General features: G+C 71.3%; 19 protein-coding genes and 1 pseudogene. 9 read left to right on the top strand and 11 right to left on the bottom strand.

Annotated elements, in window-relative coordinates; translation table 11 throughout:
- Positions 1 to 39: 39 nt before the first annotated feature.
- Both mca and ADK67_RS27430 read left to right on the top strand, forming a co-directional pair.
- On the top strand, positions 40 to 921 hold the full coding sequence (mca, locus tag ADK67_RS27425) for a mycothiol conjugate amidase Mca (protein ID WP_053719388.1): 882 nt from the start codon (positions 40 to 42) through the stop codon (positions 919 to 921).
- The gene (locus tag ADK67_RS27430; RefSeq protein WP_053719389.1) at positions 918 to 1,202 is read left to right on the top strand and encodes a hypothetical protein; all 285 of its coding nucleotides are present in this window, start codon (positions 918 to 920) and stop codon (positions 1,200 to 1,202) included. The genes mca and ADK67_RS27430 overlap by 4 nt, the downstream gene beginning before the upstream one ends.
- Before the next feature lie 21 nt (positions 1,203 to 1,223).
- Here ADK67_RS27430 and ADK67_RS27435 read toward each other — a convergent pair.
- Positions 1,224 to 1,928, bottom strand: a pseudogene (locus tag ADK67_RS27435) (metallophosphoesterase); the annotation flags it as partial.
- A gap of 89 nt (positions 1,929 to 2,017) precedes the next feature.
- Here ADK67_RS27435 and ADK67_RS27440 point away from each other — a divergent pair.
- Together ADK67_RS27440 and ADK67_RS27445 are read left to right on the top strand one after the other, a co-directional pair.
- Positions 2,018 to 3,985: a thioredoxin domain-containing protein gene (locus ADK67_RS27440; RefSeq protein ID WP_053719391.1), complete on the top strand. Its 1,968-nt coding sequence runs from the start codon at positions 2,018 to 2,020 to the stop codon at positions 3,983 to 3,985.
- Positions 3,986 to 4,061: 76 nt separating this feature from the next.
- Complete coding sequence (locus tag ADK67_RS27445; RefSeq protein ID WP_053719392.1) at positions 4,062 to 4,619, top strand: hypothetical protein; 558 nt, start codon at positions 4,062 to 4,064, stop codon at positions 4,617 to 4,619.
- Positions 4,620 to 4,699: 80 nt separating this feature from the next.
- Here ADK67_RS27445 and trhA read toward each other — a convergent pair whose 3' ends face one another.
- Positions 4,700 to 5,371, bottom strand: a complete 672-nt coding sequence (trhA, locus tag ADK67_RS27450; protein ID WP_063797738.1) for a PAQR family membrane homeostasis protein TrhA — start codon at positions 5,369 to 5,371, stop codon at positions 4,700 to 4,702.
- A gap of 81 nt (positions 5,372 to 5,452) precedes the next feature.
- On the opposite strand from trhA, the gene ADK67_RS27455 reads away from it, so the two are divergent.
- Positions 5,453 to 6,232, top strand: a complete 780-nt coding sequence (locus ADK67_RS27455; RefSeq protein WP_053719393.1) for an isoprenyl transferase — start codon at positions 5,453 to 5,455, stop codon at positions 6,230 to 6,232.
- Positions 6,233 to 6,329: 97 nt separating this feature from the next.
- On the opposite strand, the gene ADK67_RS27460 is transcribed toward ADK67_RS27455, so the two are convergent.
- Complete coding sequence (locus tag ADK67_RS27460; RefSeq protein WP_053719394.1) at positions 6,330 to 6,659, bottom strand: hypothetical protein; 330 nt, start codon at positions 6,657 to 6,659, stop codon at positions 6,330 to 6,332.
- A 291-nt stretch (positions 6,660 to 6,950) separates the two neighbouring features.
- Entirely contained in the window at positions 6,951 to 7,307 is a 357-nt protein-coding gene (locus tag ADK67_RS27465) for a hypothetical protein (RefSeq protein WP_053719395.1), read from the bottom strand.
- A gap of 236 nt (positions 7,308 to 7,543) precedes the next feature.
- On the opposite strand from ADK67_RS27465, the gene ADK67_RS27470 reads away from it, so the two are divergent.
- Together ADK67_RS27470 and ADK67_RS27475 are read left to right on the top strand one after the other, a co-directional pair.
- Positions 7,544 to 8,782, top strand: coding sequence for a hypothetical protein (locus ADK67_RS27470; protein WP_053719396.1), 1,239 nt, complete (start codon positions 7,544 to 7,546; stop codon positions 8,780 to 8,782).
- Positions 8,783 to 9,276: 494 nt separating this feature from the next.
- Positions 9,277 to 10,566, top strand: a complete 1,290-nt coding sequence (locus ADK67_RS27475; RefSeq protein ID WP_053719397.1) for a PhoH family protein — start codon at positions 9,277 to 9,279, stop codon at positions 10,564 to 10,566.
- Here ADK67_RS27475 and ADK67_RS27480 read toward each other — a convergent pair.
- The 5 genes from ADK67_RS27480 to pdxR form a co-directional block, all read right to left on the bottom strand.
- Complete coding sequence (locus ADK67_RS27480) at positions 10,554 to 11,276, bottom strand: Pr6Pr family membrane protein (RefSeq protein ID WP_053719398.1); 723 nt, start codon at positions 11,274 to 11,276, stop codon at positions 10,554 to 10,556. The genes ADK67_RS27475 and ADK67_RS27480 overlap by 13 nt on opposite strands.
- Positions 11,277 to 11,371: 95 nt before the next feature.
- Positions 11,372 to 12,811, bottom strand: coding sequence for a GuaB1 family IMP dehydrogenase-related protein (locus ADK67_RS27485; protein WP_053719399.1), 1,440 nt, complete (start codon positions 12,809 to 12,811; stop codon positions 11,372 to 11,374).
- A 301-nt stretch (positions 12,812 to 13,112) separates the two neighbouring features.
- On the bottom strand, positions 13,113 to 13,613 hold the full coding sequence (locus ADK67_RS51225) for a hypothetical protein (RefSeq protein ID WP_157620870.1): 501 nt from the start codon (positions 13,611 to 13,613) through the stop codon (positions 13,113 to 13,115).
- A gap of 265 nt (positions 13,614 to 13,878) precedes the next feature.
- Entirely contained in the window at positions 13,879 to 15,408 is a 1,530-nt protein-coding gene (locus tag ADK67_RS27500; protein ID WP_053719433.1) for an ATP-dependent DNA ligase, read from the bottom strand.
- Positions 15,409 to 15,445: 37 nt separating this feature from the next.
- Positions 15,446 to 16,816 (bottom strand): MocR-like pyridoxine biosynthesis transcription factor PdxR, encoded by a 1,371-nt coding sequence (gene pdxR / locus ADK67_RS27505; protein ID WP_053719402.1) that lies wholly within the window; start codon positions 16,814 to 16,816, stop codon positions 15,446 to 15,448.
- A 47-nt stretch (positions 16,817 to 16,863) separates the two neighbouring features.
- Here pdxR and ADK67_RS27510 point away from each other — a divergent pair, with 47 nt between their 5' ends.
- Positions 16,864 to 17,778, top strand: a complete 915-nt coding sequence (locus tag ADK67_RS27510; protein WP_053719403.1) for a DMT family transporter — start codon at positions 16,864 to 16,866, stop codon at positions 17,776 to 17,778.
- Between the two features lie 121 nt (positions 17,779 to 17,899).
- On the opposite strand, the gene ADK67_RS27515 is transcribed toward ADK67_RS27510, so the two are convergent.
- Positions 17,900 to 19,291, bottom strand: a complete 1,392-nt coding sequence (locus tag ADK67_RS27515; RefSeq protein WP_053719404.1) for a class II fumarate hydratase — start codon at positions 19,289 to 19,291, stop codon at positions 17,900 to 17,902.
- A 79-nt stretch (positions 19,292 to 19,370) separates the two neighbouring features.
- Here ADK67_RS27515 and ADK67_RS27520 point away from each other — a divergent pair, with 79 nt between their 5' ends.
- Positions 19,371 to 20,342, top strand: coding sequence for an NAD(P)/FAD-dependent oxidoreductase (locus ADK67_RS27520; RefSeq protein ID WP_053719405.1), 972 nt, complete (start codon positions 19,371 to 19,373; stop codon positions 20,340 to 20,342).
- A gap of 58 nt (positions 20,343 to 20,400) precedes the next feature.
- Here the strand turns inward: ADK67_RS27520 and ADK67_RS27525 are convergent, their stop codons facing one another.
- Complete coding sequence (locus ADK67_RS27525; protein ID WP_053719406.1) at positions 20,401 to 20,838, bottom strand: L,D-transpeptidase; 438 nt, start codon at positions 20,836 to 20,838, stop codon at positions 20,401 to 20,403.
- Between the last annotated feature and the right edge of the window lie 56 nt (positions 20,839 to 20,894).

Below are 20,894 nucleotides of genomic sequence, written 5' to 3' on the forward strand. Positions count from 1 at the left end.
CAGACAGGTCCGGCAGGGGCGAGGAGGAGCACCACCGTCATGGTTGAGAAGCTGCGCCTGATGGCGGTGCACGCGCACCCCGACGACGAGTCCAGCAAGGGCGCCGCCACGATGGCCCGCTACGTGGCCGAGGGCCACGAGGTCATGGTCGTGACCTGCACGGGCGGTGAGGCGGGCAGCATCCTGAACCCCGCCATGGACCGCCCCGACGTGCTGGAGAACATCGCCGAGATCCGCCGGCAGGAGATGGCGCGCGCCGCCGAGATCCTCGGCGTGCAGCACCGCTGGCTCGGTTTCGTCGACTCGGGCCTGCCCGAGGGCGACCCGCTGCCGCCGCTGCCCGAGGGCTGCTTCGCGCTGGTCCCGCTGGAGGAGTCGACGCCGCCGCTGGTCCAGGCGATCCGCGAGTTCCGCCCGCACGTGATCGTCACCTACGACGAGAACGGCGGCTACCCGCACCCCGACCACATCCGCTGCCACGAGGTGTCGATCGCCGCGTTCGACGCGGCCGGCGACCCCGAGCGGTACCCCGAGCTGGGCGAGCCGTGGCAGCCGCTGAAGCTGTACTACTCGCACGGCTTCTCCCGCGCGAAGCTGATGGCGTTCCACGAGGCCCTGATCGCCGAGGGCCAGGAGTCCCCGTACGCCGAGTGGCTGGCGGGCTGGGACACCGACAAGCCGGACGTGATCGAGCGGGTCACGACCCGCGTCGAGTGCGCCGACTTCTTCCCGGTGCGCGATGAGGCCCTCAAGGCCCACGCGACCCAGATCGACCCTGAGAGCCGCTGGTTCGCCGTGCCGCTGGAGATGCAGCGCTCGGTGTGGCCGACGGAGGAGTACGAGTTGGCGCGGTCGCTGGTCGACAGCACCGTGCCCGAGGACGACCTGTTCGCGGGCGTCCGGGAGAGGGTGACCGCGTGACCTCGTTCGACCCGATCCCGTGGGAGCAGACCACGGCGATCGTCCTGGCCCAGCCGCCGTCCACGGAGAAGGACCCGGGCGGCCAGCAGGAGGACTTCGGCAAGTCCTCCCCGCTGGGGCTGCTGATCCTGGTGCTGTTCTTCATCGCCGTGGTGTTCCTGGTCAAGTCGATGACCAAGCACCTGAAGAAGCTGCCCGCGTCGTTCGACGAGCCGGAGGCCGAGCCGAAGGCGAAGCCCGAGGCCAAGGCGGGCAACGGCAACGGCGGGAACAGCGACTAGCAGCGGCTCGTCCGCCTACTGCTCGTACCAGGTGCGGAGGGCGGGGACGGAGACCAGTTCCCGCTCCGGGTAGCGCAGCGCGGTGAGCCTGCCGCCGAACACGCAACCCGTGTCCAGGCACAGGGTGCCGTTCACCCACTCCGGCTCCTCGACCGGTGTGTGTCCATAGAGGACCATCGCGGCGCCGCGGTAGTCGCGGGCCCACGGGTAGCGGACGGGGAAGCCGCGCGAGTCGAACTCGCCCGTGCGGACGCCCCACAGCGCCAGCGACCGCATCCGCGGCGACTCGCTGCCGTGGAAGCGCTCCGGCAGCCCGGCGTGCGCGATCACGAGCTTGCCGCCGTCCAGCACGTAGTGCGGCACCAGCGAGTCGCAGAACGCCAGCACCTCCGCCCGGAACTCCGGCGTCTCGCGGGCCAGTTGCTCCAACGAGTGCTCCAGACCGTGGTTGACCTGGACCTGGTGGCCCTTCAACGCGCGCACCAGCTTCTCCTCGTGGTTGCCGCGCACGGAGACGGCGTTGCCCGCCGCCACCATGCCCATCACGAGCCGCAGCACGCCCGGCGTGTCCGGACCGCGGTCCACGAGGTCGCCCAGGAACGCCACCTTGCGGCCCTCCGGGTGCGCTCCTTCGGCGGAATAGCCCAGTTCGCGCAGCAGGTGGTCGAGCTCGACCCGGCACCCGTGCACGTCGCCGACGACGTCGAACGGCCCGGTCTCGTGGCGCAGGTCGTGCGGCGGCGGGTCACCGGAGGGCTCCATGACCCCAGTCTGATCGACGCGTCCGCCGGTTGTCCGGGATTTACTGTGGAGCCATGACGAACCGGCTCGCGTCCTCGACCAGCCCCTACCTCCTCCAGCACGCGGACAACCCGGTGCACTGGCGCCCGTGGTCGCCGGAGGCGTTCGAGGAGGCGCGCGAACGGGGCGTGCCGGTGCTGCTCTCGGTCGGGTACGCGGCGTGCCACTGGTGCCACGTGATGGCGCACGAGTCGTTCGAGGACGAGGCCACCGCGGCGTACATGAACGAGCACTTCGTCAACGTGAAGGTGGACCGCGAGGAGCGGCCGGACGTGGACGCCGTCTACATGGCGGTCACGCAGGCGCTCAGCGGGCACGGCGGCTGGCCCATGACGTGCTTCCTCACGCCCGACGGCGAGCCGTTCTACGCGGGCACGTACTACCCGCCGTCGCCCCGGCCGGGCCTGCCGTCGTTCCGCCAGGTGCTGGAGGCCATCGACCACGCGTGGCGGGAGCAGGGCGACGAGGTGCGCGAGTCGGCGGCCGGGATCGTGGCGCAGCTCGCGTTCAAGCCACTGCCGCAGTCCACTGTGGACGACGAGGTGCTGGCCGGCGCGGTGGTGTCGCTCCTCGGGCACTTCGACCGGGTCAACGCCGGTTTCGGCGGCGCGCCCAAGTTCCCGCCGTCGATGGTGCTGGAGTTCCTGCTGCGCCACCACGAGCGGACCGGGTCCGTGGAGGCGCTGTCGATGGCGCGAACGACGTGCGACGCGATGGCCAACGGCGGGCTGTACGACCAGCTGGCGGGCGGGTTCGCGCGGTACAGCGTGGACGCGGCGTGGGTGGTGCCGCACTTCGAGAAGATGTTGTACGACAACGCTTTGCTGCTGCGCGCGTACACGCACCTGAGCCGGCGCGACGACAACCCGCGGTACCGCCAGGTGGTCCGTGACACGGCGGAGTTCCTGATCCGCGACCTCGGCACTGCGGAGGGTGGGTTCGCGGCGTCGTTGGACGCGGACACCGACGGCGTCGAGGGGTTGACGTACGTGTGGACGCCCGCGCAGCTGGTCCAGGTGCTGGGGTTGGCGACCGGAGCGCGCGCTGCGGCGCTGTACGGCGTCACGGACGAGGGCACGTTCGAGCACGGCGCGTCGACGTTGCGGATGCTCGGCTCGCCGGACCCGGAGATCGCCGCCAAACTGCTGCAGGCACGCGACCGCCGACCGCAGCCGGGGCGTGACGACAAGGTCGTGACGGCGTGGAACGGCCTGGCGATCGCGGCGCTGGCCGAGGCGGGCGCGGTGTTCGGCGAGCCCCGGTGGGTGGAGGCGGCGGTGCGGGCGGCGTCCCTGGTCCTGGACGTGCACCTGGTCGACGGGCGGCTCCTGCGGACGTCCCGCAACGGTGCGGCGGGCACGGCGGCGGGCGTGCTGGAGGACTACGGCTGCTTCGCCGACGGACTGCTCGCGCTGCACCAGGCGACCGGTGACGTCCGGTGGTTCACCGTCGCCTGTGGACTGCTGGACACGGCGTTGGCGCGGTTCGCGGGCGAGGAACCCGGCGTCTACTACGACACGGCGGACGACGCCGAGGCGTTGGTGCAGCGGCCGTCGGACCCGTCGGACAACGCGAGCCCGTCCGGCGCGTCGGCGCTGGCCTCGGCGCTCGTGACGGCGTCCGTGCTGGGCGGGCCGTCGACCTACCGCGACGCCGCCGAGGCCGCTCTCGGCCGCGCCGGCCTGCTGGCCGCCCGGGAACCCCGGTTCGCCGGGCACTGGCTGAGCGTGGCCGAGGCGTTGGCCCTCGGGCCCGTGCAGGTCGCGGTGGTCGGTGACGCGTCCGACCTGGTCAGCGCCGCGTGGACCGGCGTGCACGGCGGCGGCGTGGTGGTGGCGGGCGCGCCGGACTCCGCGCCGCTGCTGGCCGACCGGCCGTTGGTGGACGGCGGTGCGGCGGCCTACGTGTGCCGCGGGTACGTGTGCGACCGGCCCGTGACGTCGGTGGCGGAACTGACCGCGGCCCTGGCTGTCCACCGTTAGCGAACCCCTCGGCTGCACCGGCGTTACGCGCGTAGCGTCAGCATCACCGTAATCATGTAATCGAAGGTGGTGCGCGATGCGACGAGGCTGGGGAGGTCGGGGCGGCTGGCAGCAGGCCGAGCAGCCGCCGGCGGACGACGCGGCGGGCTGGTTCGGCGGCAGGCTGCCCGACGGCTGGTTCACCGAGGCGCCGGTCGTGACGGTGGACCGGGAGGAGATCCTGGTCGTGGGCACACTGCCCGCGTTGGAGAGCACGTTCGCGGACGACGCCGAACGCGCCGCGGCCGAGTCGGGCCGCATCAGCCGGTTCCGCGAGCAGACGAGGGACGAGCGGATCGAGATCGCCCGCCAAGCCGAACACCGCTACCGGCGCAAGGTCGCGTGGGGCGCCCGGCTCGGTGGGACGGAGGAGCTGTTCACCACCCTGTCCGTGCCGGTGATGACACGGCTGCGGCAGCCCGAGCGGATGGTGCTGGACACGCTGGTCGCGGCCGGTGTGGCGCGGTCGCGTTCAGAGGCGCTGGCGTGGGCCGTGCGGCTGGTGGGCGAGCACGCGGACACGTGGCTGACCGACCTGCGCGAGGCGATGACCCGTGTCGACGACCTGCGCGCCCAAGGCCCCGACCTGGCGTGACCACGGCCCCGTTTCCCGACCGGTTCGGGAAACGGGCCACCCACCCCGACCTGACCGGCGTGAACGTCCTCTTAATCGCGTCAGGAGTAGATCGCGAACCAGATGGCGATGTAGTGGCACAGCGCCGCCAGCACGGTGGCCGCGTGGAAGAACTCGTGGTAGCCGAAGACCTCCGGCCAGGGATTCGGCCAGCGGGAGGCGTAGAAGACGGCGCCCACCGTGTAGAGCAGGCCGCCCACCAGGAGCAGGACCAGGGCCGCCACGCCGACGTGGTGCAGCAGGTCGGGCAGGACGAAGACCGCCACCCAGCCCAGGGCGATGTAGATCGGCACGCCGAGCCAGCGCGGGGCGTGCGGCCAGGCCAGTTTCAGCGTCACGCCGCCCAACGCGCCGAGCCAGACCACGAGCAGCACGACGTTCCCCGTGTCCGGGGGCATCGCCAGCAGCGCGAACGGGGTGTAGGTGCCGGCGATGAAGACGAAGATCATCGAGTGGTCGAGGCGCTTCATCCACGTGCGCGCCCGCACGCTGACCCAGTTCACCCGGTGGTACAGGGCGCTCACGCCGAACAGGCCGAGCACGGTCGCCCCGTACACGGACGTCGCCAGCGCGGCCTTCGCCGACACGGTGGCCGCGGCCAGGGCGATCAGCGTCGCGCCTGTCGCCACGGACACCACGAACGACCAGAGGTGCAGCCAACCCCGCAGGCGAGGCCGCAGCGCGGGCTGCGGGGTATGAGTCGACGTGGTCACGCCCCGAGGTTACGGGAGCGTAGGTGACCCGGTCAGCACACGACGGCGTGACCGCGCCCACCCGGCGTACGCTCTTCCAGCGTGGGTCTTCGCGAACAGGTCAAGAGCGTCCTGCTCAAGGGTTACGAGTTCCGCCTCAACCGATGGCTCGACGGCAAGCAACGACCACGTCACGTCGGCGTGGTGCTCGACGGCAACCGTCGGTGGGCCAAGGAGGCGGGTTTCACCGACGTCGCGCACGGCCACCGGGCTGGCGCCCGCAAGATCCTGGAACTGCTGAGCTGGTGCCGCGAGGCCGAGGTCGAGGTCGTCACGCTGTGGATGCTGTCCACCGACAACCTCAACCGGCCCACCGAGGAACTGGGTCCGCTGCTCGACATCATCGCCGACATCGTCGACGAACTCGCCGAGCCCGGTAACCCGTGGCGCATCCGGCACGTCGGCGCGCTGGACATGCTGCCGACCGAGACCGCCGCCCGCCTGTCCGCGGCGGCGCTGCGCACCAAGGGCCGCACCGGCCTGGAGGTCAACGTCGCGGTCGGCTACGGCGGCCGGCAGGAGATCGCCGACGCCGTCCGTAAGCTGCTGCAGAAGCACGCCGAGTCCGGCGGCACGATCGAGGAGCTCGCCGAGGTCCTGGACGTCGACCACATCGCCGAACACCTCTACACGTCCGGTCAGCCCGACCCGGACCTGCTCATCCGCACCTCGGGCGAGCAGCGCCTGTCCGGCTTCATGCTGTGGCAGTCCGCGCACTCCGAGTTCTGGTTCTGCGAGGCCTACTGGCCCGAGTTCCGCCGCACCGACTTCCTGCGCGCCCTGCGCGACTACGCCATCCGGCACCGCCGCTTCGGCTCGTAGCACCCCCGCGTCCGAGCCGCGTGGACACGCCCAAGGGCGGCGCGCCCCAGACGGGGTGCGCCGCCCTTGGCGGACTTCAGCGGGACTTCAGCGGGACTCAGCCGTTGTCGTCGTTGTCGTCGTTGTCCGTGTTGATGCAGACGCTCTCGTCGTTGTTGGAGAGGATCGGGATCGCCAGGACGTTGACCTCGAGCTCGCAGAGGTTGATGTTGCTCAGCAGGTCGGAGTCCTGGGCGAAGTTGATCAGACCGAACTGGTCCGCGTAGTCGCCGCCCTCGCCCTCTTCGTAGTCGACGTAGGAGTTCAGCTCGCCGATGGCGGTGTAGTGGCCACCGTCGTCGTCGTAGTGGGGCGTGGCGAACGCGGGAGAGCCCAGCATCATGAGTCCAGCCGCGGCGATGGCGACGGCGCCTGCCTTCTTGAACATGTAAAACACACTCCTCTAGTGGGGAATTGATGTGACGCCCAGAACCTCGCTCGAACATTCCGAGCATTCGGGGAGTCTGGCGGCTCAGGCGGTATGCCCTCGCTTCGATAACTTACTGGCTTGCGCTATGGATTGCACCAGGTCGACACCATCGTGTGAACGCGACGTTTTCCGGCTTTTGTTCTCGGGCGTGAATCCGGACATTGCGTCAACTGCGGTGACGGCCTTTTTGCGGTATTGCGCTCGGCGGCCTCGGCGGGTCCGCTCGGTCCCGCCGAGGCCACCGGCCGATCAGTCGTCGTGGTCGTGGTGGTGACCGTCGCCGTTGTCGTCGTCGCCGTTGTCGTCGTTGTCGTCGTTGTCGGTGTTGATGCAGGTGCTCTCGTCGTTGTTCGAGAGGATCGGGATCGTGAGGACGTTGACCTCGATCTCGCACACGTTCAGGTTGCTCGCGACATCCGAGTCCTGGCCGAAGTTGAGCAGACCGAACTGGTCGAGCTCGTCCCCGCCCTCTTCTCCTTCCACCGTGTGCACGTGCCAGTGCCCGTGGTCGTGGTCGTGGGGGTCGCCCGCCACCGCGAATGCCGGGCCGCCGACCATCATCAGTCCGGCCACGACCGCGGCGACGGTGCTTGCCTTCTTCAGCACTATCAACACTCCTCTTTGTGGTATCCCGGTCGATCCAGCGCTGCTCGGAAGCCCGGATGGTGGGTTCGTCTGTCCGGCAAACTACCGAACCGGACGCCCCGGATGGATCTCTATGACACCATTGTGTGATCCGCCGAACGTGGGCGTCCCCCAATGCGGTGCCTTTTCGGGTCATAATTCGTGAGCGGGGTCGGCCTGTGGTAAACCGGCCGGTCATCTCGTATGGTCTTCAGTCCGTGGACGGCGACCGGATCGTGCGTGAGTACCTGCTGCTCGGGCTGCGGCTGGACCGGCTGTCGCCGGGGCTGGTCGACTCGTTCACCGGCGACCGGGCGCTGCGCCGGGCCGTGGACGTCGAGCCGAGGCCGCACCCCGTGGCGCTGACCGAGCAGGCCGCGCTGCTGCGCCGCGAGCTGCCCGGCGCCGACCTGGAGCCGGACCGGAAGCGCTTCCTGGACGCCCACCTGGTGGCCGCCGAGACGATCGCGCGCAAGCTCGCGGGCGTGCGCGTCGGCTTCGTGGAGGAGGTGCGCGCGTACTTCCAGGTCGACATCCGCCCAGGTCACCCCGACACGTACCGGCGCGCGCACGCGAACCTGGACGAGCTGCTGCCCGGCTCGGGCTCGCTGGCCGAACGGCTCGCCGACCACCGCGCGCTGGACGAGGTGCCGCCCCGCCGGCTCAAGGACACGGTGCACGCGCTGTCCAGCGCGCTGCGCGACCGCGTGCGGCAACGGTTCGAGCTGCCCGCGAACGAGGTGGTGGAGTACGAGGTCGTCACCGACAAGCCGTGGAGCGGCTTCAACTACTACCTGGGCGGCTTCCGGTCGCGCGTGGCGGTCAACGCCGACCTCGGCCACCGGATGTCGAACCTGCCGCACCTGGTCGCGCACGAGTCCTACCCCGGCCACCACACCGAGCACTGCCGCAAGGAGGTCGGCCTGGTCGGCAAGCGCGGGCACGCCGAGCAGGCGTTGTTCCTGATCAACACGCCGCAGTGCCTGATGGCCGAGGGCATGGCCGAACTGGGCCTGCACGCCGTGGTCGGCGCCGGCTGGGGCCGCTGGGCGGAGGAGATCATGGCCGACCTCGGCCTGCGGATGGACGGCGAGCTGTCCGAACGGGTCGAGAACGCGCTGTCCGGGCTGCTCACCGTGCGTCAGGACGCCGCCCTGATGCTGCACGACCGGCGTGCCCACCCGGATGACGTGGTGGACTTCCTGTGCCGGTGGCTGCTGGTCCCCGAGCGCCGTGCCCGCCACATGCTGCGGTTCCTCGGTGACCCTCTGTGGCGGGCGTACACGACGACGTACGTGGAGGGTGTGCGCCTGATCCGCGCGTGGCTGGACCTCCGGGCCCGGACCGACACCTTGAGCGACCGGTATCTGAGACTTCTTGACGAACCACTGGTGCCGGCGGCGTTGGCGGACGAAGTCGCGGCGGGCGTGCCCTGGTTGTCCGGCGACCCTGGGTAACGGACCGTGCCACGTCCGGCCGCACGTGCTCTGAGCTGCGTGGACGACGTCGTATTGCGCCGATGTGACGGCCCGGGGTCGCCCGCGTGCACGTCCGGTGGCCGTCTTTCGCCAGTTTGCGGTGAAGTGACGAATTGACGAATCACCTGTGTGGCTGCCTGCATAAGAGGGACCTGCGGAGGTAACTTCCGGTTGGCGGGCCGCGTCCACTGCGGACCGCGCAGGGAGGCCCTGATCGTGGCTGTCGTCGTATCGCCGGTGCCGCCGGCGGTGATGAGCGCGAGGGGGCCGGCACCCGGCCCTCGTGACCGGCGCGCCTCCAGCTAGCGGAGGCGGTCCGGTCGATCGGGGTGGTGCCTGGCCCAGCGAGGAGCGGACGCGGGTGCCGCGTTCGTGAGGGAGTTGCCGTGAACGCACGACGACCCGCGAGCCGTTCCTCAGGCTCATCGCGCAGCACTTCCCGGCGCCGTGGCGCGCCGACGACCAACACGTACGTGGTGGACACGTCCGTGCTGCTCTCCGATCCCCTGGCCACCACGCGGTTCGCCGAGCACGAGGTCGTGCTGCCGCTCGTGGTGATCAGCGAGCTGGAGGGCAAGCGGCACCACCCGGAGCTGGGTTGGTTCGCCCGGGAGGCGTTGCGCCTGCTCGACGACCTGCGACTGCGGCACGGCCGGCTGGACCACCCGGTCCCGATCGGCGAGGACGGCGGCACGCTCCGCGTCGAGCTCAACCACTCCGACCCGGAGGTGCTGCCCGCGGGTTTCCGCACGGACTCCAACGACGCCCGCATCCTGGCCTGCGCGCTCAACCTCGCGGCCGAGGGCAACGCCGTCACCCTGGTCACCAAGGACATGCCGCTGCGGGTCAAGGCGGGCGCGGTGGGCCTGGCCGCCGAGGAGTACCGGGCCCACGACGTCACGTTGTCCGGTTACTCCGGAATGTCCGACGTGGACGTGGACCAGTCCGTGGTGGACGCGCTCTACCGCGACACCGTGATCGACCCGGCGCTGTTCGACCTGGCGCACGTGGCCGAGCTGCCGTGCCACAGCGGGTTGCGGCTGCTCGCGGGCACGTCGAGCGCGTTGGGCCGGGTCACGCCGGACAAGCAGCTGCGGCTGGTGCGCGGCGACCGCGAGGCGTTCGGGCTGCACGGTCGGTCGGCCGAGCAGCGCGTGGCGCTGGACCTGCTGCTGGACACCGAGGTCGGCATCGTCTCGCTGGGCGGACGAGCCGGCACCGGGAAGTCGGCGCTCGCGCTGTGCGCGGGCCTGGAAGCGGTCATGGAACGCCGCCAGCACCGCAAGGTCGTGGTCTTCCGCCCCCTGTACGCGGTCGGCGGCCAGGAGCTGGGCTACCTGCCCGGTTCCGAGAGCGAGAAGATGCAGCCCTGGGCGCAGGCGGTGTTCGACACCCTCGGCGCGCTGGTCAGCCAGGACGTGGTCGAGGAGATCATGGACCGCGGCATGCTGGAGGTCATGCCGCTGACCCACATCCGCGGCCGGTCGTTGCACGACTCGTTCGTGATCGTGGACGAGGCGCAGTCGTTGGAGCGCAACGTGCTGCTGACCGTGCTGTCGCGGTTGGGCGCCAACTCGCGGGTGGTGCTCACGCACGACGTGGCGCAGCGCGACAACCTGCGCGTCGGGCGGCACGACGGCGTGGCGGCGGTCATCGAGAAGCTGAAGGGCCACCCGCTGTTCGCGCACGTCACGCTGACGCGGTCGGAGCGCTCGCCGATCGCCGCGCTGGTCACCGAGATGCTGGAGGACTACGCCTCCTGACGGCTCGACTCCGAGGCCGCCCCGGTCGCCGTGACCGGGGCGGCCTTGAGCTTCCGGTCGACGACCTTCGCCACCCAGGCCACGACCGCGGCGGCGACCAGCACGGCCAGGGCGTTGCGGAGGGCGGCGCCGAAGCCGATGTCGGTCGCGTCGAGGAACGGGTACGGGTACCAGCCGGTGATCGCGCCGTGGACGAACGTGTACGCGATCCACAGGACCGGCCAGATCAGCAACGCCCTGGCGACCGTGGCGCCGTCGACCCTCGGTCGGGGGCCGAACAGCAGCCAGCCGAGCACGGTCAGCCACGGTGCGAGGTAGTGGAAGCCCAGGTTCACCCACCAGGCCACCCCGACCGGGTGAACCAGCGGCGCGAGCACGAGGGCGAACACGATGCCGGTGATCGTGATGCCGAGCAGCGCGTCCAGGCGGGCCACCCGCCAGCCGCGGCCGTCCCGGGCCGGGTCCCACGCCAGCGTGAGGGCCACGACGAGCACGAACAGGTTGCTCTGGATGGTGAAGTAGCTGAACAGGCGGAGCAGGCGGACACCGAGCGTGACCTGGACCTCGGCGTGGCCGGAGTTGACGTCAGGCCCACCGGTGAACATCAACACCAGTTGGGTGATCAGGGACGCGGCGATCACGGCCGCCAGCACGCCGTGCCACACCCGTGAGCCGGTGTGCCAGGCGGTGGGGCGCAGTGCGGTGCTCATCGCCCGATCATCGGGTCAGGTCGGCATTCCCGCGCGTCGACGGCGGCCTTGCCCGGCCCCGTTCGGACCGGGCAAGCCGACCTCGGGTGAGCCGGTCACCACCCCGACGGGAGCGGGCGGCCTTCGGCGAAACCGGCCGCGCTCTGCACGCCGACCGTCGCCTTGGCGTGGAACTCCTCCAGGGTCTGGGCGCCCGCGTAGGTGCAGGAGCTGCGGACACCGGCCGTGATGGCGTCGAGCAGGTCCTCGACGCCGGGGCTGATCGGGTCCAAGCGCATGCGCGAGGTGGAGATGCCCTCCTCGAACAGGCCCTTCTTGGCGCGGTCGAACGCGTTGTCGGTGCGGGTGCGGGCGGACACGGCGCGCTTGGACGCCATGCCGAACGACTCCTTGTAGAGGCGGCCCTGCTCGTCGCGCTGGAGGTCGCCGGGCGACTCGTAGGTGCCGGCGAACCAGGAGCCGATCATGACGCTGGACGCGCCGGCGGCCAGGGCGAGGGCGACGTCGCGCGGGTGGCGGACGCCGCCGTCGGCCCAGACGTGCCTGCCGAGCCTGCGCGCCTCCGCGGCGCACTCGGCGACGGCGGAGAACTGCGGGCGGCCGACACCGGTCATCATCCGGGTGGTGCACATCGCGCCGGGGCCGACGCCGACCTTGACGATGTCCGCGCCCGCTTCGAGCAGGTCGCGGACGCCTTCGGCGGTGACGACGTTGCCGGCGACGACCGGGACGGTGGGGCGTGCCTCGCGGACGGCCTTGAGCGCGGCGAGCATCTTCTCCTGGTGGCCGTGGGCGGTGTCCACGACGAGGGTGTCGACGCCGGCTTGGAGGAGGTGCTCGGCCTTGGCGGTGACGTCGCCGTTCACGCCGATGGCGGCGGCGACGCGGAGCTTGTTCGCGTTGTCGAGGGCGGGTTGGTAGACGTCGGCGCGCAGGGCGCCCAGGCTGGTCATCACGCCGCAGAGGCGTCCGTCGGCGTCGACGCCGAGCGCGACCCGCTGGGTGCCGCCGTGGAGCCGGTCGAAAACTTCACGCGGAGGGGTGTCCAACGGAAGGGTGACGATGCGTTCGTCGGCGACGTCGTGCAACCGGGTGAACCGGTCGACGCCCGCGCACGCCGCCTCGTCTACGACCCCCGTGGGCCGGCCTTCGTCGTCGATCACGACCACCGCGCCGTGCGCCCGTTTGTGCAGGAGGTTGACCGCGTCGGCGACCGAGTCGCCGGAGTGCAGCGTCAGCGGGGTGTCCCACACGGTGTGCCGTGCCTTGACCCACTGGACGATCTCCGCGACCGCTTCCGGCGCCACGTCCTGCGGGAGCACCACCAGCCCGCCGCGTCGCGCCACGGTTTCCGCCATCCGCCGTCCCGCCACCGCGGTCATGTTCGCGACCACGATCGGGATCGTCGCCCCCGTTCCGTCGGAGGTCGACAAGTCGACACCGAACCTCGAGTCGACGGCCGATCGGCCGGGCACGAGGAAGACGTCGTCGTAGGTCAGGTCGTAGCTGGGCCGATGCCCTTCGATGAACCGCACGAGAACTTGACGATACTCGCGTCGGGGCGAATTCGCCCTGGTTGTGCGCACTATCGGTGGGGTCGGTACGGGGTCTGCGGTTGTAGCTTCCTCCAACCCGCACTCCTGCGGATCGCCGTCACCTGATCGCGGCGTTACGAGCCCCGGACGGGTGGCGATGCGTTCGACGCTGCGTCACACAGCCCCTGGGCCGGTGCCAACTTCACCCGGTGCCGGCTCGCCCCACTTCGTGCCGGGCAGCCTCACCGTGCCGGGCAGCTCACCGAGGGCGGTGCCGGGTGGCCTCACTCGGTGCTGGGCCTCACGAGAGCGCACCGGGCTGGAGGACCAGCGCGGGCACGCCGTCGACCAGCGCCAGGCCGACCCTGATCGCCGGGAACTCCCGGAAACCAAAGCCCGCGCCGCCGAGGCCCAACCCGACGGTCGACTGGATCTCACCGCCGTGGGGGTAGACGACCCGGTAGGTGAGGCTCGCCGCGCTGATGGCCGTGACCTGCACGGACGGGTAGTAGAACGTCGCGGCGTCCAACGGGATCGTCGCCGGTCCCGTCAGCAGGGTGCAGTCGCCGTCGAAGCAGTCCTGCACGTTCGCGCTCGGCGGGGCGGGCGGGGGATGGCTCGCGGAGCTGGGGGTGGCCGACGTGGTCGTGGGCGGGGTCGAGGAGCTCGACTGGGCATCGGGTGTCGCATCGGTCGTCGCCGCGGGGGAGGTCGATGACGGTGAGGCGACGAGGGCTTCACCGCCGCAGCCGGTCAGGAGGAGGGGGACGGTCGCGAGGACGGCGGCGGCGTGTCGGCGCATGGTCCGTTTGTAGCGCTCGGCGTCGGGAGGGCTTCCCTTCTTGTCCGCTTCCTGTCGCGGGGGTGGGGCGGTCGGCTGGGTGGGTTGGCGGGTCGGCTGGAGCTGGTGGGTGTGGTGGGTCGGCCGGGTTGGTGGGCGGAGTCGTTAGTTGGTCGGCCGGGCGGTGGGTCGGCTGGGTGGTTGCGGCGCGTGCCGGGTTGGTTGGTTTCCTCCTCGTTTCAACCGAGGACTGGTAACAGTGTTTCCGTACATTTTCCGGCCATGATCACCCGATCGTGTCCGAAGGGGTCGTCGCACGCTGGGGGAGCAGGGCGCGGACGGCGTCGATCGTGTCCGCTTCGCCCGCGTCCTTGTCCGGTCGGTACCGGAGCACGCGGGCGAAGCGCAGGGCCACGCCGCCCGGGTACCGGGAGCTGACCTGCACCCCGTCCAGCTCGATCTCGATCACGAGCTCCGGTCTGACCTTGACCACCCAGTCGCCCTTCTCCGTCGCGATCGCCATCAACTCACGCGTCTGCCACGCCAGCAACTCGTCCGTCAGCCCCTTGAACGTCTTGCCGACCATGATCGGCGCACCCCCATCGGGATCACGCGCGCCCAGGTGCAGGTTCGACAACAGCCCCTTCCGCCGCCCGCTGCCCCACTCCACCCCGAGCACCACCAGGTCGAGCGTGTGCACCGGCTTCACCTTCTGCCACGCCCGCCCCCGCCTGCCGGCCGCGTACACCGACGCGAGCGACTTCACCATCACCCCCTCGTGCCCACCGGCCAACGCCTCGGCCAGCACCCGCGCCGCCTCCTCCTCCGACGAAGGCGACACCACCCCCGGGATCACGTGCGGCCCCGCCACCCGGCGCAACGCCTCGAGCCGCGCACCCAGCGGCTCGTCCAGCAGGTCCACGCCGTCCAAGTGCAGGCAGTCGAAGAAAAACGGGCTCAGCAACAACTCCCGCACGTCCTGCGCCCCGAACCGGCTCATCGTCTCCTGGAACGGCCGGGGTTTGCCGTCGTCGTTCAACGCCAGCGTCTCGCCGTCGAGCACCACCGACGTGCACGGCAGCGCCCGCACCAGCTCCACCAACTCCGGCACGGTGCCGGTGATCTCGCGCAACGTCCGCGTGAAGATCCGCACCTCGTCCCCCGACCGGTGCACCTGGATCCGCGCGCCGTCGAGCTTGTGCTCCACCACGCACGCCCCCAGCTCCGCCAACGCCGAGGACAGCGACTCCGCCGGCGACGCCAGCATCGGCCGCACCGGCCGCCCCACCTCCAGCCGGAACGCCGCCAACGCCTCCTCACCGCTCATCGCCGCCACCGCCGTCCCCGGCAGCGAACCCGACAGCATGAACGCCCGCCGCACCACCTCGCCGGGCACGTCGGCCGCCCGCGCGATCGCGTCCAACATCACCCCTTCGAGTGCACCTTGACGCAGTTCACCCGTCAGCAGCCGACGTAAGAAGTCCTGCTCGGCCGCCGTGGCCCGGCTGAACAACGAGGTCAGCAGCTCCGCCCGCCGCGCCGCGGCACCCTTGCCCCCGATCGACGCGAACGCGCCCAGCGCCGCGTCCACATCGGACACCGTCAGCGCAGGCGACGGGGCAGGCGGAACGGCCAAGTCGAACACGGTGCGCCACCCCGCGCCGATCCGACCCTGGCTGGGCACGCCCACCAGGAACGACACCACCGCGGGCGTGCTCATCCGGCGCACCAGCCCGGCCAGGGCGGCGACCTTGGCCAAGCGGGAGCGCGTCGCCGCCACCGCAGCGGACGTCTCGACGACTTCGGTGAACAACACGTCGACCATGGTGCACCCGGGCACCGACAAAAACCGGTCAGACCGCCGCGCGCAGCTCCCGCACGGCCTCGCGCAGCCGGTCCGGCGTCAACGCCGCGTACCCGAGCACCAACCCCGGGAACGTCGGCGTGCGCGCGTACTGGGCCAGCGCCGGAGCGTTCAGCCCGCGCCGCGCCAGCCGCTCCTGCAACGCCATGTCGTCCGTCCCGGCGGGCAGCCGCACGACCACGTGCAACCCCGCCGCCACCCCGATCGGCTCCCACTCCGGCAACACGTCCCGCAACGACTCCAGCAACGCGTCCCGCCGCGCCCGGTACAGCTGACGCGTGCGGCGCAGGTGCCGGTCGTACCCGCCGGTGCTCAGCAGCCGGGCGAACGCCGCCTGGTGCAACGTCCCCGTGCCCAGGTCGTCCAACCGCTTGCGCTCCACCACGGCGTCGCGCAACGCGGGCGGCGGCACCAGCCACCCCAGCCGCAACGCGGGCGCGAGCACCTTGCTCGCACTGCCCTGGTACACCACCCGCGACGGGTCGAGCGCCTGCATCGCGCCCAGGGCGGGCCGGTCGTAGCGGTGCTCGGCGTCGTAGTCGTCCTCCACCACCAGCCCGTCGCACGCGCGCGCCCACTCCAACAGCGCGCGCCGACGCGACGGGTGCAGCACGACTCCCAACGGGAACTGGTGCGCCGCCGTGACGAACACCGCGCGGCAGTCCGTTGTGGACAGAACGTCGACGCGGAGCCCGTCCGGGTCGACGGGGATCGGCCGGATCGCCAGACCGTGCGACGCCAGCATCTCCGCGGCGCCGAAGTGGCTGGGCTCCTCGACCGCCACGCTGCGGTGCCCGGTCGCGTGCAGAACCCGGCCCAGCAACGAGATCCCCTCCGCCGCGCCGTTCGTCACGACCACTTCGGACGGTCGCGCCGCCACCGCCCGCACCCGGCCGAGGTAGTCGGCCAGCTCACGCCGCAACGGGCCGAAACCGGCCGGGTCGGGATAGCCGAGGTCGTCGTTGGACAGGTCGGCCAACGCCGTCTTCTGCGCGTGCGACCACTCGTCGCGCGGGAACGCGCTCAACGCGGGCACGCCGGGCTTCAGGTCGTACCGGAACTTCGGCGCGGGCTCGGCTTCCGGCGCGGCGGCGCCCGGCCACGTGACGCCGGCCGTCACGGTGGTGCCCGAGCCGCGCCGCGCGGTCAGGTAGCCCTCGCCGATGAGCTGCGCGTACGCGGACGTGACCGTGCCGCGGGCGACGCCGAGCTGAGCGGCCAGGTCGCGGCTGGACGGCAGGCGGGTGCCCGGTGCGAGCCGCCCGTCCCGGACCGCGCGGCGCAGCTCGAACTCCACCGCGCGCCTGCCGTTCGAGGCGGGGAGGAGGAGTTCACGGTAAGTGGTCCAGTTGGCGGGCATCGAAGTGGAGCTTAAACCTGGACCACTGGTCGTCGAGAGTTCTGGGCATGAGAAACGGCAGAACCGCGATCGCGGCGGGTGCGATGTCGTCGGTGATCGTGGGCGCGTCCGTGCCGGTCACGGGCATGCTCCAGGCGTATCCGCTGCTCACGGGGCAGGCGATGCGGTACGCGCTGGGCGGGGTGGCGTTGCTGGGGTGGATCTGGCTGCGGGGCGGGCGGCTGGCCGTGCCGGGGCGGCGGGACTGGCCGGCGCTGGTCGCGCTGGTGGCGACGGGGATGCTCGGGTTCAACGCGTGCGTGCTGTACGCGCAGCGGTACGCCGAGCCGGGGTTCGTGGCGGCGGTGCTCGGGGCGAGTCCGCTGGTGTTGGCGCTGGTGGCGCCGTTGCTGGCGGGGCGGAAGCCGGCCGTGGCGGCGGTGGCGGGCGCGGTGGCCGTGGTCGGCGGGGTGGTGGTGCTGTCCGGCGGTGGGTCGTGGCACGGGCCGGGGCTGCTGCTGGCGTTGTTGACGATGGCGGGGGAGGCGTCGTTCACGTTGTTCGCGGTGGGGGTGGTGCGGCGGATGGGCGGGTTGGCGGTGGCGACGTGGTGCTGCCTGATCGCGGCCGTGACCGGTGCGGCGTTGGGGACGGTGGTCGGCGGGTGGCAGGTGCCGACGGTGCGCGAGGGCGTGGCGCTGGCGGTGCTGGGCGTCGTGCTGACGGCGGTGGCGTTCGGGCTCTGGTACTTCGCGGTGGCGCAGTTGGGCGCGGACCGGGCGGGGGTGCTGATCGGGCTGATGCCGGTGGCCGGGCTGGTGGCGTCGGTGGCGTTGGGGGCGCAGGCGTTGACCGCGGTGGCGTTGGCCGGTGCCGTCGCGGTGGCGGCGGGGTGCGTGATCGGGCTGCGGGGGCGGGCGGCCGACGTGGACCACCCGCCCCTGGTCGAGGTGAAAGCCCAGGTCGCGCGTTCTGAGCGTTGAATTCAGGGGTCCTGAACGTAGGACACGCGCGACGCGAACGTAGGACACGCGCGACGCGAACGTAGGACACGCGCGACGTGAAGGGACGACACGCGCGTTCTGAACGTAGGACTCGCGCGGGTTAGTGGGGGTTGGCCATGCGGAGGACGTCCAGGGCGCGGTCCAGGTCGGCTTCGGAGAGCTTCGAGGGGACGTGGCCCCGTTCCAGGACGACCTCGCGGATGGTCTTGCGCTCGCGCAGGGACTGCTTGGCGATCGAGGCGGCTTCCTCGTAGCCCAGGTAGCGGTTCAGGGGGGTCACGATGGACGGCGACGACTCGGCGTACTCGCGCATTTGGTCGATCTGCGGCTCGGCGCCGGTCAGGACCTTGTCGGCCAGCAGGCGGGCCACGGCGGCCAGCAGACGGGACGATTCCAGGACGTTGCGGGCGATCACGGGCAGCATCACGTTCAGCTGGAAGTTGCCCTGGGAGCCGGCGAACGCGACCGCGGCGTCGTTGCCGATGACCTGCGCGACCACCATCATCGTGGCCTCGGAGATCACCGGGTTCACCTTGCCGGGCATGATCGACGAGCCCGGCTGGAGGTCGGGCAGGGCGAGTTCGCCGAGGCCGGTGCGCGGGCCGGAACCCAGCCACCGCAGGTCGTTCGCGATCTTGTAGAGGCCCACGGCGGTGGCGCGCAGCTGCCCGGAGATCTCCACCACGCCGTCCTGCGTGGCCTGCGCCTCGAAGTGGTCGCGCGCCTCGGTCAGCGGCAGGCCCGTGACGGAGGCCAGCTCGGCGGACACGGCCGCGCCGAAGCCGGCCGGGGCGTTCAGGCCGCTGCCCACGGCCGTGCCGCCGATCGGCAGCTCGGCCAACCGGGGCAGGGACGAGGTGAGGCGCTCGATGCCGTACCGGACCTGGGTGGCCCACGCGCCCACCTCCTGGCCCAGGGTGATCGGCACGGCGTCCATCAGGTGCGTCCGACCGGACTTGACCAGGGACGTCCAGTCGGCGGCACGGGCGTCCAGCACCGAGACCAGGTGCTCCAGGGCCGGGATGACGTCCCGCGCCACCGCCTCCGTCGCCGCGACCCGCAGCGTCGTCGGGAACGTGTCGTTGGACGACTGCGACGCGTTGACGTGGTCGTTCGGGTGCACCTCGCGGCCGAGCGCGCGGCTCGCGAGGGTGGCGATGACCTCGTTGGCGTTCATGTTCGACGACGTGCCGGACCCCGTCTGGAACACGTCGACCGGGAAGTGCGCGTCGTGCCCGCCCGCCGCGACGGCGTCGGCGGCCGCGGCGATGGCACCGGCGACTTCGGGTTCCAGTACCCCCAGCCGCTCGTTCACCCGTGCCGCGGCGGCCTTGAGCAGCCCCAGCGCGCGGATCTGGGCGCGCTCCAGGCCACGTCCGGAGATCGGGAAGTTCTCCACCGCGCGCTGCGTCTGCGCACGCCACAGCGCGTCGACCGGCACCTTGACCTCGCCCATGGTGTCGTGCTCGACGCGGTACTCCTGTTCAGCCATACCACCGAGTTTGGACCGCCCGCCGCGGCTCGGCCCGAGAGGGCTGGGAAGAGTGGGCTGGAACACCTATGGTCGAAGGATGGAGCTTGAGGTCGACCTGCTGATCGTCGGTGCGGGCCCCACTGGGCTGTTCGCGGCGTACTACGCGGGGTTCCGGGACCTGTCCGTCGCGCTGGTCGACGCGCTGCCCGAGGCCGGCGGCCAGATCACCGCGATGTACCCGGAGAAGATGATCTTCGACGTGGCCGGGTTCCCGGCGGTGCGCGGCCGCGAGCTGGTGAGCGCGCTCGTGCAGCAGGCGGACCAGTGGAAGCCCACCTACCTGCTCGGCAGGCAGGCCCGTACCTTGTCCGAAGTGGACGGTCGGCTGGAGGTGGGGTTGGCCGACGGCGGCGTGGTGCGCGCCGGCGCGGTGCTGATCACGGCGGGCATCGGCGAGTTCCGGCCGCGTCCGCTGCCCGCCGGCGACGGCTGGCTGGACCGGGGCATGGTGCACTTCGTGCCCAAGCTCAACGTGCACACCGGCCAGGACGTGGTGGTCGTGGGCGGCGGCGACTCGGCGTTCGACTGGGCGCTCGCGCTGCACCCGATCGCGGCCAGCGTCACGATCGTGCACCGCCGCGCGACGTTCCGGGCGCACCCGCCGACCGTGCGGCAGGTCCGCGAGCTGGGCGTGGAGATCATCACCGACGCCGAGGTGCTCGCGCTGCGCGGCGACCCGGACCTGACCGAGGTGGAGCTGGGGCTCAAGGGCGGCGACCGCAAGGTGCTGCCCGCCCAAGCGGTGGTCGCGGCCCTCGGCTTCACCGCCGACCTCGGCCCGATCGAGTCGTGGGGCCTGGAGCTGGACCACCGGGCGGTGCTGGTGGACACCACCATGCGCACCGCCCGGGACCGCGTCTACGCGGCGGGCGACGTCGCCCAGTACCCCGGCAAGGTCAAGCTGATCGCCACCGGGTTCGGCGAGGCCGCCACCGCGGTCAACAACATCGCCGTGCTGCTCAACCCCGAGGCCCACCTGTTCCCGGGGCACTCCAGCAACGCCGGGTGAAGTTGCGACTTCCGGGCGACTTCACCGCCGTCTGCGGAGCAGCGGCAATCCAACACGGTTAGGGCACGACCTGGACCTGCTCGCCCGCGAACAGGTTGTCGTAGAACACCAATGACTCCTGCGGGCCCAGTCGCACGCAGCCGTGCGACTGGACGTTCGTGTCACCCTGGTGGAACGCGATGCCGTTCGCGGTGAAGTACACCGCGTTCGGCATCGGTCCGTTGTAAGGCACGCTCCAGTCGTCCTTCACCTTGCGCAGCACGGGATAGGTGCCGACCGGGGTCTCGTAGCCGGGCATCCCGTGGGACACCCGGACGGGCCCGTAGCTGGCATTCCCGTTGTAGATGAGCCACGCCTGGTTGGTGGACAGCTGCACGCACGCGCCGTTCTGCACGGAACACGGTGTGCCGGTCGAAGCGGAAGCGGAGCCGGGAGTCGCGAGGCCGAAGGTCAGGGCCGCCGCGGCTAACGCCGTCGTGCCGAGCGTCTTCCTCATCGCTATCACTCCTCGGTGTCAGGATTACCCACAGAAGAGTGAACCGACACGTGGCG

The organism is Saccharothrix sp. NRRL B-16348 (assembly GCF_001280085.1).
Lineage (GTDB): Bacteria > Actinomycetota > Actinomycetes > Mycobacteriales > Pseudonocardiaceae > Actinosynnema.